This is a genomic window from Mesorhizobium sp. CA5 (assembly GCF_020165105.1).
Lineage (GTDB): Bacteria > Pseudomonadota > Alphaproteobacteria > Rhizobiales > Rhizobiaceae > Mesorhizobium.
The window spans coordinates 94,550-111,378 of the sequence record NZ_JAIUHJ010000020.1 but is presented as its reverse complement, the minus strand read 5'-3'; the positions used below and the strand labels follow the sequence as shown (position 1 = coordinate 111,378).

Annotated in this window: 13 protein-coding genes; 8 read left to right on the top strand and 5 right to left on the bottom strand. The window is 63.8% G+C overall.

Annotation, left to right across the window (positions count from 1 at the left end; all coding sequences use genetic code 11):
• Positions 1 to 236 precede the first annotated feature (236 nt).
• Positions 237 to 830: a polyhydroxyalkanoate synthesis repressor PhaR gene (gene phaR, locus LB529_RS23385; protein WP_095767308.1), complete on the bottom strand. Its 594-nt coding sequence runs from the start codon at positions 828 to 830 to the stop codon at positions 237 to 239.
• Between the two features lie 304 nt (positions 831 to 1,134).
• On the opposite strand from phaR, the gene LB529_RS23380 reads away from it, so the two are divergent.
• From LB529_RS23380 to LB529_RS23355, 6 genes are all read left to right on the top strand, one after another.
• Positions 1,135 to 2,322, top strand: a complete 1,188-nt coding sequence (locus LB529_RS23380) for an acetyl-CoA C-acetyltransferase (RefSeq protein ID WP_095767307.1) — start codon at positions 1,135 to 1,137, stop codon at positions 2,320 to 2,322.
• Between the two features lie 119 nt (positions 2,323 to 2,441).
• Positions 2,442 to 3,164: a beta-ketoacyl-ACP reductase gene (locus tag LB529_RS23375; protein WP_224637054.1), complete on the top strand. Its 723-nt coding sequence runs from the start codon at positions 2,442 to 2,444 to the stop codon at positions 3,162 to 3,164.
• Positions 3,165 to 3,881: 717 nt separating this feature from the next.
• Positions 3,882 to 7,190, top strand: a complete 3,309-nt coding sequence (locus LB529_RS23370) for a helicase-related protein (RefSeq protein ID WP_224712412.1) — start codon at positions 3,882 to 3,884, stop codon at positions 7,188 to 7,190.
• Between the two features lie 151 nt (positions 7,191 to 7,341).
• Positions 7,342 to 7,728: an RNA-binding S4 domain-containing protein gene (locus tag LB529_RS23365; RefSeq protein WP_224712410.1), complete on the top strand. Its 387-nt coding sequence runs from the start codon at positions 7,342 to 7,344 to the stop codon at positions 7,726 to 7,728.
• A 202-nt stretch (positions 7,729 to 7,930) separates the two neighbouring features.
• Entirely contained in the window at positions 7,931 to 8,269 is a 339-nt protein-coding gene (gene fdxA / locus LB529_RS23360; protein ID WP_095767304.1) for a ferredoxin FdxA, read from the top strand.
• A 373-nt stretch (positions 8,270 to 8,642) separates the two neighbouring features.
• Complete coding sequence (locus LB529_RS23355) at positions 8,643 to 9,224, top strand: CarD family transcriptional regulator (RefSeq protein ID WP_040991750.1); 582 nt, start codon at positions 8,643 to 8,645, stop codon at positions 9,222 to 9,224.
• Positions 9,225 to 9,292: 68 nt separating this feature from the next.
• Here LB529_RS23355 and LB529_RS23350 read toward each other — a convergent pair whose 3' ends face one another.
• From LB529_RS23350 to LB529_RS23340, 3 genes are all read right to left on the bottom strand, one after another.
• A complete protein-coding gene (locus LB529_RS23350; protein WP_224712409.1) occupies positions 9,293 to 10,069 on the bottom strand; it encodes an amino acid ABC transporter ATP-binding protein in 777 nt (258 codons plus the stop codon).
• Positions 10,066 to 10,746 carry an ABC transporter permease subunit gene (locus tag LB529_RS23345; protein ID WP_224712408.1) on the bottom strand — a complete coding sequence of 227 codons (681 nt, stop codon included), beginning with the start codon at positions 10,744 to 10,746 and terminating at the stop codon, positions 10,066 to 10,068. The genes LB529_RS23350 and LB529_RS23345 overlap by 4 nt, the downstream gene beginning before the upstream one ends.
• 160 nt (positions 10,747 to 10,906) lie before the next feature.
• On the bottom strand, positions 10,907 to 11,680 hold the full coding sequence (locus tag LB529_RS23340; RefSeq protein WP_095767302.1) for an amino acid ABC transporter substrate-binding protein: 774 nt from the start codon (positions 11,678 to 11,680) through the stop codon (positions 10,907 to 10,909).
• 303 nt (positions 11,681 to 11,983) lie between these two features.
• Between LB529_RS23340 and LB529_RS23335 the strand changes: the two genes are divergently transcribed.
• Both LB529_RS23335 and LB529_RS23330 read left to right on the top strand, forming a co-directional pair.
• Positions 11,984 to 12,847, top strand: a complete 864-nt coding sequence (locus tag LB529_RS23335) for an RNA polymerase factor sigma-32 (RefSeq protein ID WP_095767541.1) — start codon at positions 11,984 to 11,986, stop codon at positions 12,845 to 12,847.
• A 166-nt stretch (positions 12,848 to 13,013) separates the two neighbouring features.
• A complete protein-coding gene (locus tag LB529_RS23330) occupies positions 13,014 to 15,104 on the top strand; it encodes a caspase family protein (RefSeq protein ID WP_224712407.1) in 2,091 nt (696 codons plus the stop codon).
• Between the two features lie 168 nt (positions 15,105 to 15,272).
• Here LB529_RS23330 and LB529_RS23325 read toward each other — a convergent pair whose 3' ends face one another.
• On the bottom strand, positions 15,273 to 16,739 hold the full coding sequence (locus LB529_RS23325) for a M48 family metalloprotease (RefSeq protein ID WP_140841608.1): 1,467 nt from the start codon (positions 16,737 to 16,739) through the stop codon (positions 15,273 to 15,275).
• Positions 16,740 to 16,829 lie beyond the last annotated feature (90 nt).

Below are 16,829 nucleotides of genomic sequence, written 5' to 3'. Positions count from 1 at the left end.
CAAGGAAGCTCCTGGTCGTCCTCAACGCTATCATTCGCGACAAAACCGCATTCGCGTGAACACAGTTGCCATGCCGTGACGCTAAGGCGTTGCAACGTATACAGAATTCTGCACCGCTGCGCCCTACGGCGTCGGTCACAGAATGGATCCTCGGGTCAAGCCCGAGGATGACGAAGGGATGGGCCTTTGCGCCAATCTCCAGCGTTCGCGATCGCCGCCAAACGGCGGCACACCCGTCAGGACATCGTGTCCAGCTTGCGCTGCATCGCCGCAATCTGCGCCTTCAATTCCTGCAGATCGTCGCCCTTCTCTTCCTTCTTCGCGGGCTCGGCGGCCGGCGCTGAATTGCCGCCGGCGGGCGGGAACGGCGTGAACATGCGCATGGCGTTCTGGAACATCTCGACATTGCGTCGCGTCTGTTCCTCGAGCGCCTTGATCGGCGTCTTCATCATGTCGATCGGCGTTTTCCCGAAGGTACCCTTGAGCTGCTCGCGAAACCGCTCCTGCTCCTTGGAGAAGGCGATCATCGATTGTTCGAGGAAGCTCGGCACGATCATCTGCATCTGATCGCCGTAGAAGGAGATGAGCTGGCGCAGGAACGGGATCGGCAGCATGTTCTGCCCATCCTTGTTCTCCAGCTCGAAGATGATCTGCGTCAGCACCGGGTGCGTGATGTCGTCACCGGTCTTTGCGTCCTGGACCGTGAATTCCTCGCCCTTCTTGACCATCTCGGCCAAGTCCTCGAGCGTCACATAAGTGCTCGTGCCGGTATTGTAGAGCCGGCGATTGGCATACTTCTTGATGACGATCGGGTCGTCTTTTGCGGCCATCCGTATCCTCCCCAGGACACCGGCACCTCTAGGAGTAAGCGGCCGGTAACGATTGCGCCCTTTATCGAGGATACGCGCAAAAGCCTCACAATTCCAAGCGGTTTGTGCACTGCGGCATCAATTAATGCTGCAGGGCATGACAAAATTCGCCGCGCGGTCAACGTCATGTTGCCGCAGCCGGCGCGCGCTCTGCTTGCCACGCATGGCGGCCATGCCCATTTCCGGTTTGACTCGGCTGCCTGAACCGGCAAGAAAGTCTTCAAGGATAGCCTAGAACACGACACCTCGAAGTCTGGAGAAGAAAATGTCCGCTTCCAATTCCATCGTCGTCGCCAGCGCCGCTCGCACCGCGGTCGGATCCTTCAACGGCAGTTTCGCCGCCACGCCGGCACATGAGCTCGGCGCCGTCGTCATCAGGGAATTGCTGGCGCGCGCGAATGTCGAGGCGGCGGAAGTCGACGAGGTCATCCTCGGTCAGGTGCTGACCGCCGCGCAGGGACAGAACCCGGCCCGCCAGGCCTCGATCAATGCCGGCCTGCCGAAGGAGACCACGGCCTGGGGCCTCAATCAGGTTTGCGGCTCGGGCCTGCGCGCCATCGCGCTCGGCATGCAGCAGATCGCCACCGGCGACGCCAAGGTGATCGTCGCCGGCGGTCAGGAATCGATGTCGATGTCGCCGCATGCCGAGCACCTGCGCGCCGGCGTCAAGATGGGCGACTACAAGATGATCGACACCATGATCAAGGACGGCCTGTGGGATGCCTTCAATGGCTACCATATGGGCAACACCGCCGAGAACGTCGCCCGTCAGTTCCAGATCACCCGCGAAACCCAGGACGAGTTCGCGCTCGCCTCGCAGAACAAGGCGGAGGCTGCGCAGAAGGCCGGCAAGTTCAAGGACGAGATCGTCGCCTTCACCATCAAGGGCAAGAAGGGCGACACAACAGTCGATCAGGACGAGTACATCCGGCACGGCGCGACGCTCGACGCCATGACCAAGCTGAAGCCTGCTTTCGACAAGGACGGCACGGTCACCGCCGCCAACGCGTCGGGCATCAATGACGGCGCCGCCGGCGCGCTGCTGATGACCGAGGCCGAGGCCGTGCGGCGCGGCATCACCCCGCTGGTGCGCATCGCCTCCTGGGCGACCGCCGGCGTCGATCCGGCAATCATGGGCACGGGGCCTATTCCCGCTTCGAAGCGGGCGCTGGAGAAGGCCGGCTGGTCGGTCAAGGACCTCGACCTCGTCGAGGCCAACGAGGCGTTCGCCGCGCAGGCCTGCGCCGTCAACAAGGGCATGGGCTGGGATCCCTCGATCGTCAACGTCAACGGCGGCGCCATCGCCATCGGCCATCCGATCGGCGCTTCGGGCGCCCGCGTCTTCAACACGCTGGTCTACGAGATGCGTCGCCGCGGCGCCAAGAAGGGCCTTGCCACGCTGTGCATCGGCGGCGGCATGGGCGTTGCAATGTGCGTGGAAGCGCTGAACTGAGCGAATAGCGAATAGGGAGTAGCGAATAGGGAAAACGGCGTCGGCGCAGCAGGCTTCAATCCCCTACTCGCTATTCGCTACTCCCTACTCGCTCCTCCGATCAACAGGGAGGAGCACACATGACCAAAGTAGCAATCGTCACGGGCGGAACACGCGGCATCGGCGCGGCGATATCGGTCGCCTTGAAGACCGCCGGCTATTCGGTCGCGGCGAACTATGCCGGCAATGACGAGGCGGCCCAGAAATTCAAGGCCGAGACTGGTATCCCCGTCTACAAATGGTCGGTCGCCGACTACGAGGCCTGCGCCGCAGGCATCAAGCAGGTGGAGGCCGATCTCGGCCCGGTCTCCGTGCTGGTCAACAATGCCGGCATTACTCGCGACACCATGTTCCACAAGATGACGCCCGCACAGTGGAAGGAAGTGATCGACACCAACCTGTCCGGCGTCTTCAACATGACGCATCCTTTGTGGAGCGGCATGCGCGACCGCAAGTTCGGCCGCGTCATCACCATTTCCTCGATCAACGGCCAGAAGGGTCAGATGGGCCAGGTCAATTATTCGGCCTCGAAAGCCGGCGATATCGGCTTCACCAAGGCGCTGGCTCAAGAGGGGGCTCGCGCCGGCATCACAGTCAATGTCGTCTGCCCCGGCTACATCGCCACCGACATGGTCATGGCCGTGCCGGAAAAAGTACGGGAGTCGATCATCGCTCAAATCCCGGTCGGTCGCCTCGGCGAGCCGGAAGAGATCGCGCGCTGCGTCGCCTTCCTGGCTTCCGACGAAGCCGGCTTCATCACCGGCTCGACCATCACCGCCAATGGCGGTCAGTATTTCGCCTGACACCCCAGTAGGTCGCCCGACACCATTTACCGCCAAAGGCGGCTCCGGCACCGGAGCCGCCTTTTTTGTTCGCCGGCAGGCCGGCGCGACACCTTGCCTCAATTCGGCACGCAAAAGTTAACGGCCGCAGCCACGCTCTGTGCATAACCGCTGCGACAAGCTGTGAATCCTCGGCGGGCAAGCTGTGGATAACACCATATCTAGGGGTGAACAAACCGGGAAAACCGCCGGATCGCTGATTCGTCGCCGATTCGTTCCGGCTTTGGCCGGAAAGTTAACAGTGGACGGTGCAAACGTCACCGAACTCGTTAAAAGCGATTAAGAAAAATCAACAATTTCATAAACTTGAAGTCGGCCCTCAGGTCGGGCCTGACCATTGCCCGGCAAAGGTTAACGACGACCCCGGTCCGGCCGAGGCCAAGCAGGAATTGGGCCAATTCGGCGATTCAGCATGTGGTGAGACTCACCGTCAAAAAATCCACATATAGCCGTGAACAAACCCTGAATCAGAACGAGTCACCGATTCGTCGCTGATTCGTTCCAGACTCGTTCCAGCTGTTAACAAGCGGCCGATTTTGGCTGCCCCCTCCGGCATAGCCAGTTCGCGAGGGAACATTCCGCTTTCGCTTCACGCCCGAAGTCCCTATGTGTCGCCTGTCACACGCGGCCAGCGCCGTGCTTCAGACTACGAGCGGCAGAAACCTTATTTCCGAGCCGATGAATATCCAGCCGAAACACTCCCAGCCGCTGATCCTTTCGGGCCGCGACGTGACGGCCGTGCTGGGCCCGACCAACACCGGCAAGACGCATCTCGCCATCGAGCGCATGGTCGCGCATGAAACCGGTGTCATCGGCCTACCGCTGAGGCTGCTCGCCCGCGAGGTCTATGCGCGCGTCTGCGAGAAGGTCGGCACCCACAAGGTGGCGCTGATCACCGGCGAGGAGAAGATCGTGCCCGCCGGCGCAAGATATTCGGTTTGCACCGTCGAGGCGATGCCGCGCGAGACCGACGCCGCCTTCGTCGCCATCGACGAGGTGCAGCTCGCCGGCGATCTCGAACGCGGCCATATCTTCACCGATCGCATCCTGCATCTGCGCGGCCGCCAGGAGACGCTGCTCCTGGGCGCGGCCACCATGCATGGCATCCTGCAGCGGCTGTTGAAGGGCGTGTCAGTGGTGACGCGGCCGCGGCTATCGCACCTTGCCTATGCCGGCTCGAAGAAGCTCACCCGGCTGCCGCGGCGCACGGCGATCGTCGCCTTCTCGGCCGACGAGGTCTATGCGATCGCCGAGCTGATCCGCCGCCAGCAGGGGGGTGCTGCCGTCGTGCTCGGCGCTCTTTCCCCGCGCACCCGAAATGCCCAGGTGGAGATCTTCCAGTCCGGCGATGTCGACTATCTCGTCGCCACCGACGCCATCGGCATGGGCCTGAACCTCGACCTCGATCACGTCGCCTTCGCTCAGAACCGCAAGTTCGACGGCTATCAATATCGCAACCTGACCGCCGCCGAGCTTGGCCAGATCGCCGGCCGCGCCGGCCGGCACCTGCGCGACGGAACGTTCGGCGTTACCGGCCAGGTCGACCCGTTCGACGAGGAACTGGTCGCCAAGATCGAGGGACACGATTTCGATCCGGTGAAGGTGCTGCAGTGGCGCACCGCCGATTTCGACTTTTCCAGTCTCGATGCGCTGAAGCGCTCGATCGAGGCCAATGCGCCGGTCGAAGGCTTGACCCGCGCGCTGCCGGCCGTCGACGCGCAGGCGCTGGAACAGCTGTCGCGCGACGGCGACATCCGCGATTTGGCCACCGGCAAGGAGCGCGTGGCGCTGCTTTGGGAAGCCTGCGCGCTCCCCGACTATCGCAAGATCGCGCCGGCACAGCATGCCGATCTTATCGCCTCGATCTATATGGACCTTGCGCGTCACGGCCATGTCGATGAGAATTACATGGCCGAGCAAGTGCGGCGCGCCGACACGACGGAAGGCGATATCGACACGCTGTCACACCGGATCGCGCAGATCCGCACCTGGACTTTCGTCTCCAACCGCCCCGGCTGGCTGGCCGATCAGCTACACTGGCAGGAAAAGACGCGCGAAATCGAAGACAGATTGTCGGATGCGCTGCATGAGCGGTTGACGAAACGCTTCGTAGACCGCAGGACTTCCGTCCTCATGCGGCGCCTTAGAGAAAATACCATGCCTGAAGCCGAAATCAGCCCGTCCGGAACCGTCCTCGTCGAAGGCCATCACGTCGGCGAGTTGCAGGGGTTCCGCTTCACCGCCGACCAGAGCGCCGGCGGCGAGGACGCCAAGGCGGTGCGCACCGCCGCCCAGAAGGCGCTCGCGGCCGAGTTCGAGGCGCGCGCCGAGCGCTTTGCCGCCTGCGCCAATGGCGACCTGGCATTGGGCTCGGACGGTGTCCTGCGCTGGATCGGCGCGCCGATCGGCACGCTGGTCGCCGCCGACGAGGCGCTGAAGCCGCGCCTGGTTCTGCTTGCCGACGAGCAGCTGACCGGCCCCGCCCGCGACAAGGTCGCGGCGCGCGCCGAGCGTTTCGTCAATTTCCAGATCGAAACGCTTTTGAAGCCACTGGTCGACCTGAAGAATGCCGACCAGCTCGCCGGCATCGCGCGCGGCATCGCCTTCCAGCTGGTCGAGCATTTCGGCCTGATCAATCGCCGCGACATCGCGGAGGAGATGAAGTCGCTCGACCAGGAAGGCCGCGCAGCGCTTCGCCGCCTCGGCGTCCGCTTCGGCGCCTACCATGTCTTCGTGCCGGCGCTGATCAAGCCGGCGCCGGCTGGCCTGGTGACGTTGCTGTGGGCGCTGAAGAACGACGGCAAGGACAAGCCCGGCTTCGGCGATGTGGTGCATGCGCTGGCCTCCGGCCGCACCTCCGTGGTCATCGACCCGGCCTTCGACAAGACCTTCTACAAGCTCGCCGGCTACCGCAATCTCGGCCGCCGCGCCGTGCGCGTCGATATCCTCGAGCGGCTTGCCGACCTCATTCGCCCGGCGACCAACTGGAAGCCCGGCCTCGGCCAGCGTCCAGACGGCGCCTATGACGGTCACGCCTTCATGGTGACGCCGCCGATGATGTCGATCCTCGGCGCCACGGCCGACGACATGGAGGAGATCCTGAGAGGTCTCGGCTATCGCTCGGAGGCCAAGCCGGCCGCCGAGGTTAAGGCGAAGCTCGACGCGCTGGACGACGCCGCCCGCGAAGCGGCCGCGGCCAAGCTCGCCGCGGATAATGCCGCGCGCGCCGCGCGGGAGGCAGAGGCACAAGCCGCGGCAACTGATACGGTCGCGGAGGTAACAGTCGGGGGCTCGGAGCCGGCTGCCGCCGAAGCTCCGGCTGAAGCCGTCGCGGACGTGGCGGTGGACGCTGCCACGGCAGAGCCGGCAGAAGCTCCGGCCGAGGTTACGGAAGAGGCCGCAGCGGTGGAAGACGCCGCAGCGGTGGACATTGCGGCAGCGCCCGAGTCGGCCGAAAGCGCCGACGCTCTTACCTCTCCCCACCACCAGGTGGAGGATAGTGCCGGCGGCGAGGCGCCAGCCGAAGCCGAGGAACCAAAACCTGTACTCCTGTGGCGCCAGGCGCGTTTCGACCATCAGCGTCCGCGCCATCGCCACGACAACCGTCGCGACAATCGCCCGCGCGGCGCCCAGCCCGCACGCGAGACAGGCGCCGCAAGCGGTCAGCCCGGCGATCGGCCCGCCCAGGAAGGCCGCCGCGAGCAGCGCGAAGGCGCCGGCAAGCCGCGCTTCGACCGCTCGAAGTTCAAGCCGAGGCCCGAGACGGGCGACCGGCGTGAGGGCGCTGAACGGCGCGAAGGCAAGCCGCAAGGCGAACGCCGCGAAGGCCGGCCGGACTGGAAGGGCGGCAGGCAGGACGGCAAGGGCAACGCCCCGGGCGGCAAGCCAGCCTTCCAGGGCAAGCCGCGCGAGGAACGCCCGCAGCGCTTCGATCCGGATTCGCCCTTCGCCAAGCTCGCCGCCTTGCGCGACCAGCTGAAGAAATAGGCTAGAGCATGATCCCGAAAAGTGGGAACCGGTTTTCGGGCGAGATCATGCTCCATCAAAGAGCCAGCATGATCCCGAACCGAAGGACCGCGTCAGCGAAAAGTGGGAACCGGTTTTCGGATAAGATCATGCTCCACCAAAGCTAGCCGCGATGGTTGGAGAAGGCCGTCAACGCATCGACAAATGGCTGTTCTTCTCGCGCGCGGTGAAGTCGCGGTCCTTGGCGGCAAAGGTCGTCGTCGCGGGACGCGTGCGCATCAATCGCGACAAAGCAGCGCAGGCCTCGGATCTGGTCAAGCCCGGCGACGTGCTCACCATCATGCTCGAGCGCCGTATCCTCGTCTGGAAGGTGCTGAACTGTGGCGCCAGGCGCGGCCCGGCCGACGAGGCGCGGCTGCTTTACGAGGACATGTCGCCGGCGCCGACACCCAAAGGCGAGGCGGTTCCGGACGCCATTCCAGCCTTGCGCGAGGCCGGCAGCGGCCGCCCGACCAAACGCGAGCGGCGGCAGACCGACCGGCTGCTCGGCGACGACTGAGATATAGCCGGGCCGCGGCACGGCTGCAGCAATTCCAGGAAAACTGCGCAAGGGTTGGGCTGGAGGACTTGGCGGAAGCTTTCCGGCTGGAATTCCATTCCGCGACACCGGCTCCGCCTGCAATCCCTGCCCTTGCATGCGGCGGGCAAAGGCGTTACCTCAGCCGAAAAGCCCAGCAAAATGGGACGTTCCGGAGCCTGCAATGACCTATGTCGTGACCGACAATTGCATCAAATGCAAATATATGGACTGCATCGAGGTCTGTCCGGTCGACTGTTTCTACGAGGGCGAGAACATGCTCGTCATCCATCCTGACGAGTGCATCGACTGCGGCGTCTGCGAGCCCGAATGCCCGGCCGACGCGATCAAGCCGGACACCGAGGGCGGCCTCGACAAATGGTTGCAGATCAATTCCGAATACGCCGAGAAGTGGCCCAATATCACCGCTAAGAAGGAGCCGCCGGCGGACGCCAAGACCTTCGACGGCGAGACCGGCAAGTTCGAGAAATATTTCTCGGCGGAGCCCGGCGAAGGCGATTGATATAGCGGCCGGGAATACCGGCATGACGCGGCGTAACCGGACCGATACAATTGCTGTCTTGACGGGCAGCGCTGCCGCTTGGCGTTAGCGAATGCAGCAAAACCTTGATTCTTCCGACTTTTTGTGTTACATCAACGAAACATGCCGGTGACACAACGTCGATTTATGGCGCTAACGCCCCAAATCACTGAAAGGTGAGCTTTTAGATCCGGACCAGAGCGATCTGGGGCAGGCGGTCGCATTCGTGCGATATGCCGACCCTTGGCTTTTCCGGTGGGTTCATCCTGTTGCGCGGCTAACGGTCGGCTTTGCCGACCTCGTGGGTTCGAGCCGGCATGATGCCGGCTGCACAACTTAAGGAGTTCAGGGCGTAATGGCAACGATCACCCCGCAGAAGAAGTCCAACGCGGCTCGCCACGGGTTCAAGACCGGCGAATTCATCGTCTATCCGGCGCATGGCGTCGGCCAGATCGTGGCGATCGACGAGCAGGAAGTTGCGGGTCACAAGCTGGAACTGTTCGTCATCGATTTCCAGAAGGACAAGATGCGGCTGAAGGTGCCGGTCGCCAAGGCGACCTCGATCGGCATGCGCAAGCTGTCGGAAGAGGATTATGTCGACCGCGCGCTGAAGGTCGTGCAGGGCCGCGCCCGCATCAAGCGCACCATGTGGTCGCGCCGCGCCCAGGAATATGACGCCAAGATCAACTCGGGCGACCTGATCTCGATCTCGGAAGTTGTGCGCGACCTCTACCGCGCCGACAACCAGCCGGAGCAGTCCTATTCCGAGCGCCAGCTCTACGAAGCCGCGCTCGACCGCATGGCCCGCGAGATCGCCGCGGTGAACCGCATGTCGGAGACCGAGGCGGTACGCCTCATCGAGGTCAACCTCAACAAGGGTCCGAAGCGCGGTGCCAAGGCCGACAACGAGGAAGCCGAGCAGGAAGAAGCTGCCTGAGCTTTTTCGCCTTTAAGTTTACGAAGAACCCGGCCTCGCGCCGGGTTTTTTGTTTCTGGTACCCAATTCTACACCCCGCTGCCGGCTTCCTTCTGCGCCTCCTCTTGCCTGAGCGAGGCGATGAAGCGCTTGGTGCGCGCGCGCTCCGGATTGTCGAACACGACCGAAGCCGGGCCTTTCTCGACGATGACGCCGGCGTCCAGGAACACCACCTCCTGAGCGATCTTGGAGGCGAGCCTGAGATCATGCGTGGCCATCACCATGGTCGTGCCTTCGCGGGCAAGCTGTCCGAGCACGTCGACCACTTCCTGCGCCAGTTCCGGATCGAGCGCAGAGGTAGGCTCGTCGCAGAGCAGCACGCGCGGCGACGGCGCCAGCGCCCGGGCGATCGCCACGCGCTGCTGCTGGCCGCCGGACAGCGTCGCCGGCCAGGCGTCGGCCTTCTCCGCCATGCCGACCTTTTCGAGCAGCGCCATCGCCCGCTCGCGCGCCCTCGGCTCAGGCCATTTCAGCACAGTCACCAGCCCTTCCATGACATTCTCGATCGCTGTGCGATGCGGGAAGAGCTGGAAATTCTGGAACACCATGCCGGTCTGCAGGCGGATGCGCTGGATATCCTTGGCCGGCACCTTGCCGCCCGGTTGGAACGCAAGCGTCTCGTCGCCGATGCGCAGGGAACCGGAGGTCGGGATTTCCAACAGGTTGATGCAGCGCAAGAGCGTGCTTTTGCCGCCGCCGGAAGGGCCGACCAGCGCAGTCACGCTGCCCTCGTCGATGGTGACGGTCACGCTCTTCAGCACAAGATTGTCGCCGAAGCGCTTTTCGATGTTGCTGAGGCCGATCATGCGTTGGCCTCCAGGAACCCGCCATAGCGGTTGAGCCGCACTTCCAGCCGCGCCTGCAGCGCCGACAGCACCGAGCTCAACGCGAGATAGAGCGCGGCCGCCTCGACATAGAGGATCAGCGGCTCATAGGTGGTGGCGACGATGCGCTGCGCGGCCTGGAACATCTCGGGCACCGTGATCGCCGCCGCCAGCGAGGTATCCTTGACCAGCGAGATGAAGGTGTTGGAAAGCGGCGGCACGGCAACGCGGCCCGCCTGTGGGAGGATGGTGCGCCGCATCGCCTGGCTCCAGGTCATGCCGATCGAATAGGAAGCTTCCCACTGCCCCTTCGGCACCGAGCCGATGACGGCCCGGATGATCTCAGACGTATAGGCGCCGATGTTGAGCGTGAAGCCGATCAGCGCAGCGGGAAAGGCATCGAGCAGAATGCCGACCGACGGCAGGCCGTAGAAGATCAGGAACAACTGAACGAGCAGCGGCGTGCCGCGAAAAATCCAGACATAGAAGCGCACCAGCGCGACCAGCGGCTTCGGGCCGAACAGCCGGATCAGCGCCGTCATCAGTCCGGCGATGAGCCCAAGCGCGAAGGACAGGAGCGTCAGCGGCACGGTGAAGATCAGCGCCGCCCACAACAGCGTCGGCAACGATTCCAGCATCAATTGCAGCCAGTGCGGCACGAAGCGCTTCTCCCTTCCAGATACGGCGGCGCGTCCCCCGTATGGACCGACTATCATGCAAAAACCGGCGGGCCGTCAAAGACGACCCCGATGAATGTCGTGCAAAAACAGCGGGCCGTCGAAGACGGCCCGCCGGTATCCGAGCAAGGGGACGATTGCCTTACTTCGAAACGTCCTGGCCGAAATACTTGTCGGCGATCTTCTGGTAGGTGCCGTCGGCCTTGATGTCGGCCAGCGCCTTGTTGATGGCCGCGACCAGCTCCGGATCGCCCTTGCGCACGATGACGCCGGAATAATCGGCATTCTCTTCCTGCGCCGCGATTTTCACATTGGCGTCCGGCTTGTGCTTCTTGAAATCGAGGAAGGACAGGCTGTCATTGATCGTGGCGTCGGCGCGGCCGGTGAGCAGAAGCTGGATCGACTGGTCGAACCCGTCGGTGCCGACGAGCTCGGCGCCGTTCTTCTCGGCGAGCTTGCCGAAATTGGAGGTCAGCGACTGCGCCGACTTCTTGCCCTTGAGATCGGCGAAGGTCTTGATGTCGGTGTTGTCGCCACGCACGATCAGCACCGCCTTCGAGGCGATGTAGGGATCGGAGAAATCATACTTGGCCTTGCGCGCATCGGTGATGCCGACCTCGTTGATGACGGCGTCGTAGCGGTTGGCGTCGAGGCCGGCGATCAGGCCGTCCCACTTGCCTTCAAGGAACTGAACCTTGACGCCGAGCTTGTCGCCGATGGCCTTGGCGATCTCGACGTCGAAGCCGACCAGCGCGTTGGACTCATCGTGATAGGTGAAGGGCGCATAGGTGCCCTCAGTGCCTACCTTGAGCACCCCGGCCTGCTTGATCTGGTCGAGATTGGCGCCGGCATAGCCGGCGGTGATCGCCAGAACCTGCAGCGTTCCGGCGAGAAGAAGCGGTTTGAGCCATTTCATTTTTCTGTGATCCCGTTTTGACCGGTGTCCCGGCGCGACTGTGCGAGCCGGAAACTGGCAGATAGAAGGCTGCAAAATAAGGAACCAGATTTCAAAAATCGGCTCTTCCAGAAATCTGATTCTCTAAACCGCCGAGAATTCACCAGAAGGCTTTCCCGGCAGATAACAGAATGCTTCCGTCGGCACCATCTACCCCCTCGGGCGGCGGAACCATCCATGCGCCTGACACGTTGCATGGCTGTTGTAGGGCGCGGCGGCATCTTTTCAACCGCTATACGCGCAATCGTCGCAAAAGGAGCCGGCATGATCGAAGACGCGGCAGGACGGACATTGGTCCGGGCGGCAATGAAGGCTCCATACCTCGAGCGCGACGAGGAGCATGTCCTTGCGCTTCGTTGGAAGGAAGAGAACGACCAGCACGCGCTGCACAGGATCACTGTCGCCCATATGCGCCTTGTGATCTCCATGGCCTCGAAATTCCGCCATTACGGCCTGCCGCTCGGCGATCTCATCCAGGAGGGCCATGTCGGCCTGCTGGAGGCGGCCGCCCGTTTCGAACCCGCGCGCGAAGTACGCTTCTCGACCTATGCCACCTGGTGGATCCGCGCCTCGATGCAGGACTACATCCTGCGCAACTGGTCGATCGTGCGCGGCGGTACCAGTTCCGCGCAGAAGGCGCTGTTCTTCAATCTCAGGCGTCTGCGCGCGCGCCTCGCCAACGGCGCCGAGCCGCTCTCCAACGCCTCGCTCTATCGCGAGGTCTCGGCGGCGCTGGGCGTGCCGGAGGCCGACGTGGCGATGATGGATTCGCGCCTGTCTTCCCCCGACAGCTCGCTCAACGCGCCTTTGGCCGACGAGAACGGCGCTGCCGAGCGGATGGATTTCCTGGTCTCCGAAGACCCGCTTCCCGACGAGATCGTCGGCGAGAGGATCGACGTCCAGCGCCGCGCTATCTGGCTGCGGAGCGCGCTCGGCGCGCTCAATGCCCGGGAGCTTCGCATCATCGAGGAGCGCAGGCTGAGCGATGACGGCGCCACGCTGGAATCGCTTGGCGAACAGCTCGGCATCTCCAAGGAGCGCGTCCGCCAGATCGAGGCGCGCGCCATGGAAAAGCTGAAGCTGGCGCTGGTGAAGCAAAATCCTGAATTCCTGGCCGAAGCCGCCTGAAGCTAGTCCGGGCCAAGCTCAAAGATTAAGAAATTTATTAATAAGAGCACGCCGTCATCGGGGCAATTTTCCTCGGCAATAACTAGGATTGTGAGCTCTTTAACAGACTGTTGCGCCGCAATCGGCTTTTTGACTCCTCCAGGTCACACCACATGGGGGATTTGCCATGCTGCGATGCTGCGCGCTGATTGCACTCTTGATCCTCGTGGGTCTCACCACGTTTCAAGCGCATGCCGAGCGAAGGGTTGCCCTTGTGATCGGCAATTCGCAATACCGCGAAATCCCGACGCTCAAGAACCCGGACAAGGACGCGGAGAACGTGTCGAGGACATTCCGGCTGGCCGGCTTCGAGGTGTTCGCCGCCAAGGACCTGACCAAGCTTCAGTTCGAAGAGCGGTTCCGCAACTATCTGGCGGCGGCGGACGGCGCCGATCTGGCGGTCGTCTATTATTCGGGGCACGGCTTCCAGATCGGCGGAGAGAATTTCCTGATCCCGGTCGATGCGTCGCTGAAAGATGCGGCCGACATGGAGGTCCAGGCCATCAAGGTCGACGACATATTGCGGCAGCTGCGCTCGAGATCGAAAGTCCAGATGATCATCCTCGACGCTTGCCGCAACGATCCTTTCCCGCGCAAGGACTATTGGCTGCGCGACCAGTTGATCGTCGCCGGCGGCAGCGGCCTTGCGCAGGTAACGGGCTCGCAGAACACGCTGATTGCCTTTGCCACCGAGCCCGGCGCTGTCGCCTATGACGGGTCCGGCGACCTCAGCCCGTTTTCGTCGTCCTTCTCCCGCCGTGCGCTGGCGCCGGACCAGGAGATACGCTCGGTGATGGCGGCCGTCCGCCGCGACGTGGTCAAGGCCACCAACGGCAAGCAGGTTCCATGGGAGAACTCCTCGCTGATCGAAGACGTCGTGCTGATGCGCGGGGCGGAGGAACCAGCGCCGTCACCGTTGGACGCCGAGCAGGGCCAGCAGACGGCGGAACGCGGAATCCAGGTCGCCGATGCCGCCGAAGCGATTGGAAGTCTCGACATCCGTGTCCCGCTCGGCGTCGGTCCGGTTCCGCTGAAACTGGAGCTTCCGGCCAAGGATGCCTCGGTCAGCCTCAAGCTTGCAAGCTACCCGGCGACCGGCACGCTGTCCCTGCCGGATCGCGTGCTTTCGCCGCAATCGAGCCTGACGGCCGCCGAGGTCGACAAACTGCGCTACGAGCCGCAGATAGGCTCGGTCGCGCCCGTCGAAGTCGGCATCGAGATCCGCGCGGGCAGCGCCGCGAAGCGGTCGACGATGCAACTCTCGCCGAGCGTCGACCCTTGCGACCAAGCCGCCGGCGAGCCGCTCGACCTGCAGGGCGTTGTCTCGGGCCGCTTGCCGAACGAGATCGGCGGCGGAGCTGTCGAAGCTTGCGAGGCGGCGGTGAAGTCCTATCCCGACATTGCGCGCTTCCGCTACGAGTTGGGGCGGGCACTGCTGGCGTCGGGCCGGATTGACGAAGCGAGGAATGTGATCCAGGAGGCGGCCGATAAGGGGCACGTCCGTGCCGTGTACGAGCTCGGCTACATCGCCGCATCCGGAATGAGCGCGGCTCCGGATTTGACCAAAGCCAACAGCCTCTATGCGCAGGCGTCGGACAAGGGAGATCCCTACGGCATGACTGCCTTGGGGCGCGCTTTGTTCGACGGTGTCGGCGTCCAGCGCGACACCGGCAAGGGACTGGACCTGCTGCTCCAGGCAGCGGCGATGGGGCATGTCGATGCCACCAAGGACCTTGCGGTGATCTTCAAGGAAGGCCGCAACGGCGTGCCCGCCGACCCGGCCCGCGCCTTGGCTTTCCTCCGAGCCGGCATCGACCGGCAGGAGGCTTATTCGATGGCCATTCTCGGTCTCTCACCCAAGCGAAGCGAAAAGACGGTCCCGGTGTGCAAGCCCAAGGTGGTGACCAAAGTGGTCACGAAGATAAAGGTGGTCCGTACCCCCGCGCCAAAAGCGCCGCCACCGGTCACCAAGATACCGGCCAAGGGCATACCGAACGGCACCGGATCGGCATCTTGGCGTGGCAATGGCGGCGATCACCCCGAGCCCCGCGGCGGCGGATCTGACAGCGGCAGCACCGACGGTGACAGCACCGGCAGCACCGACTCCGGCAGCACCGACACTGGAAGCACCGGCAGCACTGACTCCGGCAGCACCGGCAGCACTGATTCCGGCGGCACTGATACTGGCAGCACCGGCGGCTCTGACGGGATCAGATAGCAGCATCGATGGCGTGGACGCAGCCAGCCGAACGGCAGCGTCGAGAGAGCATGATCCCGATAAGTGGGAACCGGTTTCGGACGACATCATGCTCCAACAAGGATCGTGATGGCGATTCAACGAAACGCCGTCACCATCAAGCGGCCGCCGGAAAGCGGGGTGTCGGTCTTATTTGTCGGTGACGATCTTGACCTTGTCGCCGGACGACACAGTCGCGCCCGGCGACATGGCGTTGAGCACGCGGAACAGATCGAGCTTGCGGTCGACGCCGACCATCTGCGCGGCGAGCGAGCCCATGGTCTGGCCGGCCTGGACGGTGACGACCCGAATATGCAGCGGCTTCAGCGCCGCCTTCTCGGCCGGGCTCAGCACGCGGAAGGAACCGCTGACCGAGCGCGCCACCGGGTCCAGCGAAGTGCTGGCCGAGGGCGCGGCCGTCAGCAGCCTGTAGACCTGGCCGCCGGCGCGGATCACCGCGATGTCGAACTGCCAGCCTTGCGCGCTGGCATGCGCCGTCGCCGCATCGTTGCCGTTGATCGTGTCCTGGCGCACGCTGGCGTCTTCCAGCCCCGCTACCCAGCCGCTGCGGATGTAATCGGTGAGCGAGACGGACTTGTCGATCGCCACGCCGTCGAAGCGGATGGCGATGTCGCCCGGCCCGGTCGCGGTCACGGCGGCCGCCGAATTGTCGATGACGAAACCGTCCGGCACGGTGAACGAGACGCCGAGATTGGGATGCATGAAGGTCTGGCCGCGCACATAGCCTTCTTCCGGCGTGTCGCCGTAAAGCAGGCCGTCTATGCCGGCCAGAAATGCGTCGCGGTCGCGCGTGCCGACGCCGGGCGGGCCGAAATTGCGCGCCAGCCGCTGCGCCAATTCGATACGCTGCGGCGTGTTCGGGTGCGTCGCCAGAAAGTCGAGGCTGGCGTCGGTGGCGCCGCTCACCGAGCGGAAATCCGTATAGGCCGACATCGACTGCAGGAAGCGGCCGGCGGCATAGGGATCATAGCCCGCCTCGCCGATCGACTTGATGCCGATGGCATCGGCCTGCAGTTCCTGGTTGCGCGAGAATTGCGCGAGCCTGAGCTTGCCGCGGATCAGTGCCGCCTTGGCGGTCGGGCTGTCGCCGAGCACATCGGAAACCACCTTGGTCGCCAGGCCCTCCTCGGCTTCGAGCTGCTGCCGCTGCAGGCCGTGATTCGCGGTGACGTGCCCCATCTCATGCGCGATGACGGCGGCAAGCTCGGAGGAATCGTTGGCCAGCGCCAGCAGGCCCCGGGTCACATAGAGATAGCCGCCCGGCAGCGCGAAGGCGTTGACGTTGGGCGAATTGAGGATGGTGATGCGATAGGTCTGGGTCGGGTTGGCCGACACCACCGTCAGATTGCCGACGACCTTGGCCACCATACGTTCGAGCTTTGGGTCGGAATATTCGCCGCCATAGGTGGCCAAGATGCGCGGGTGCTGCGCCTTCGCCATCTCTGCGAGCTTGGCGTTGGCCACGACATTGTCGACGGTGATCGGCTTGTCAGAAGGTTGGAAGCCGCTCTCCTGCACGTCCGGCGGCGTGAACATCTGGCAGCTCGCCAGCACGGCGACGCTCGCCAGCGCGAGAAATCGTGCCAGCGGCTTCATCCACACCTTCTCAGCGCCGCTCGACAGGTCGGCTTCCTTCCAAATCTTTCGGCAAATCACGGTCCAGCCGGACCAGCATGGCCGGACCTA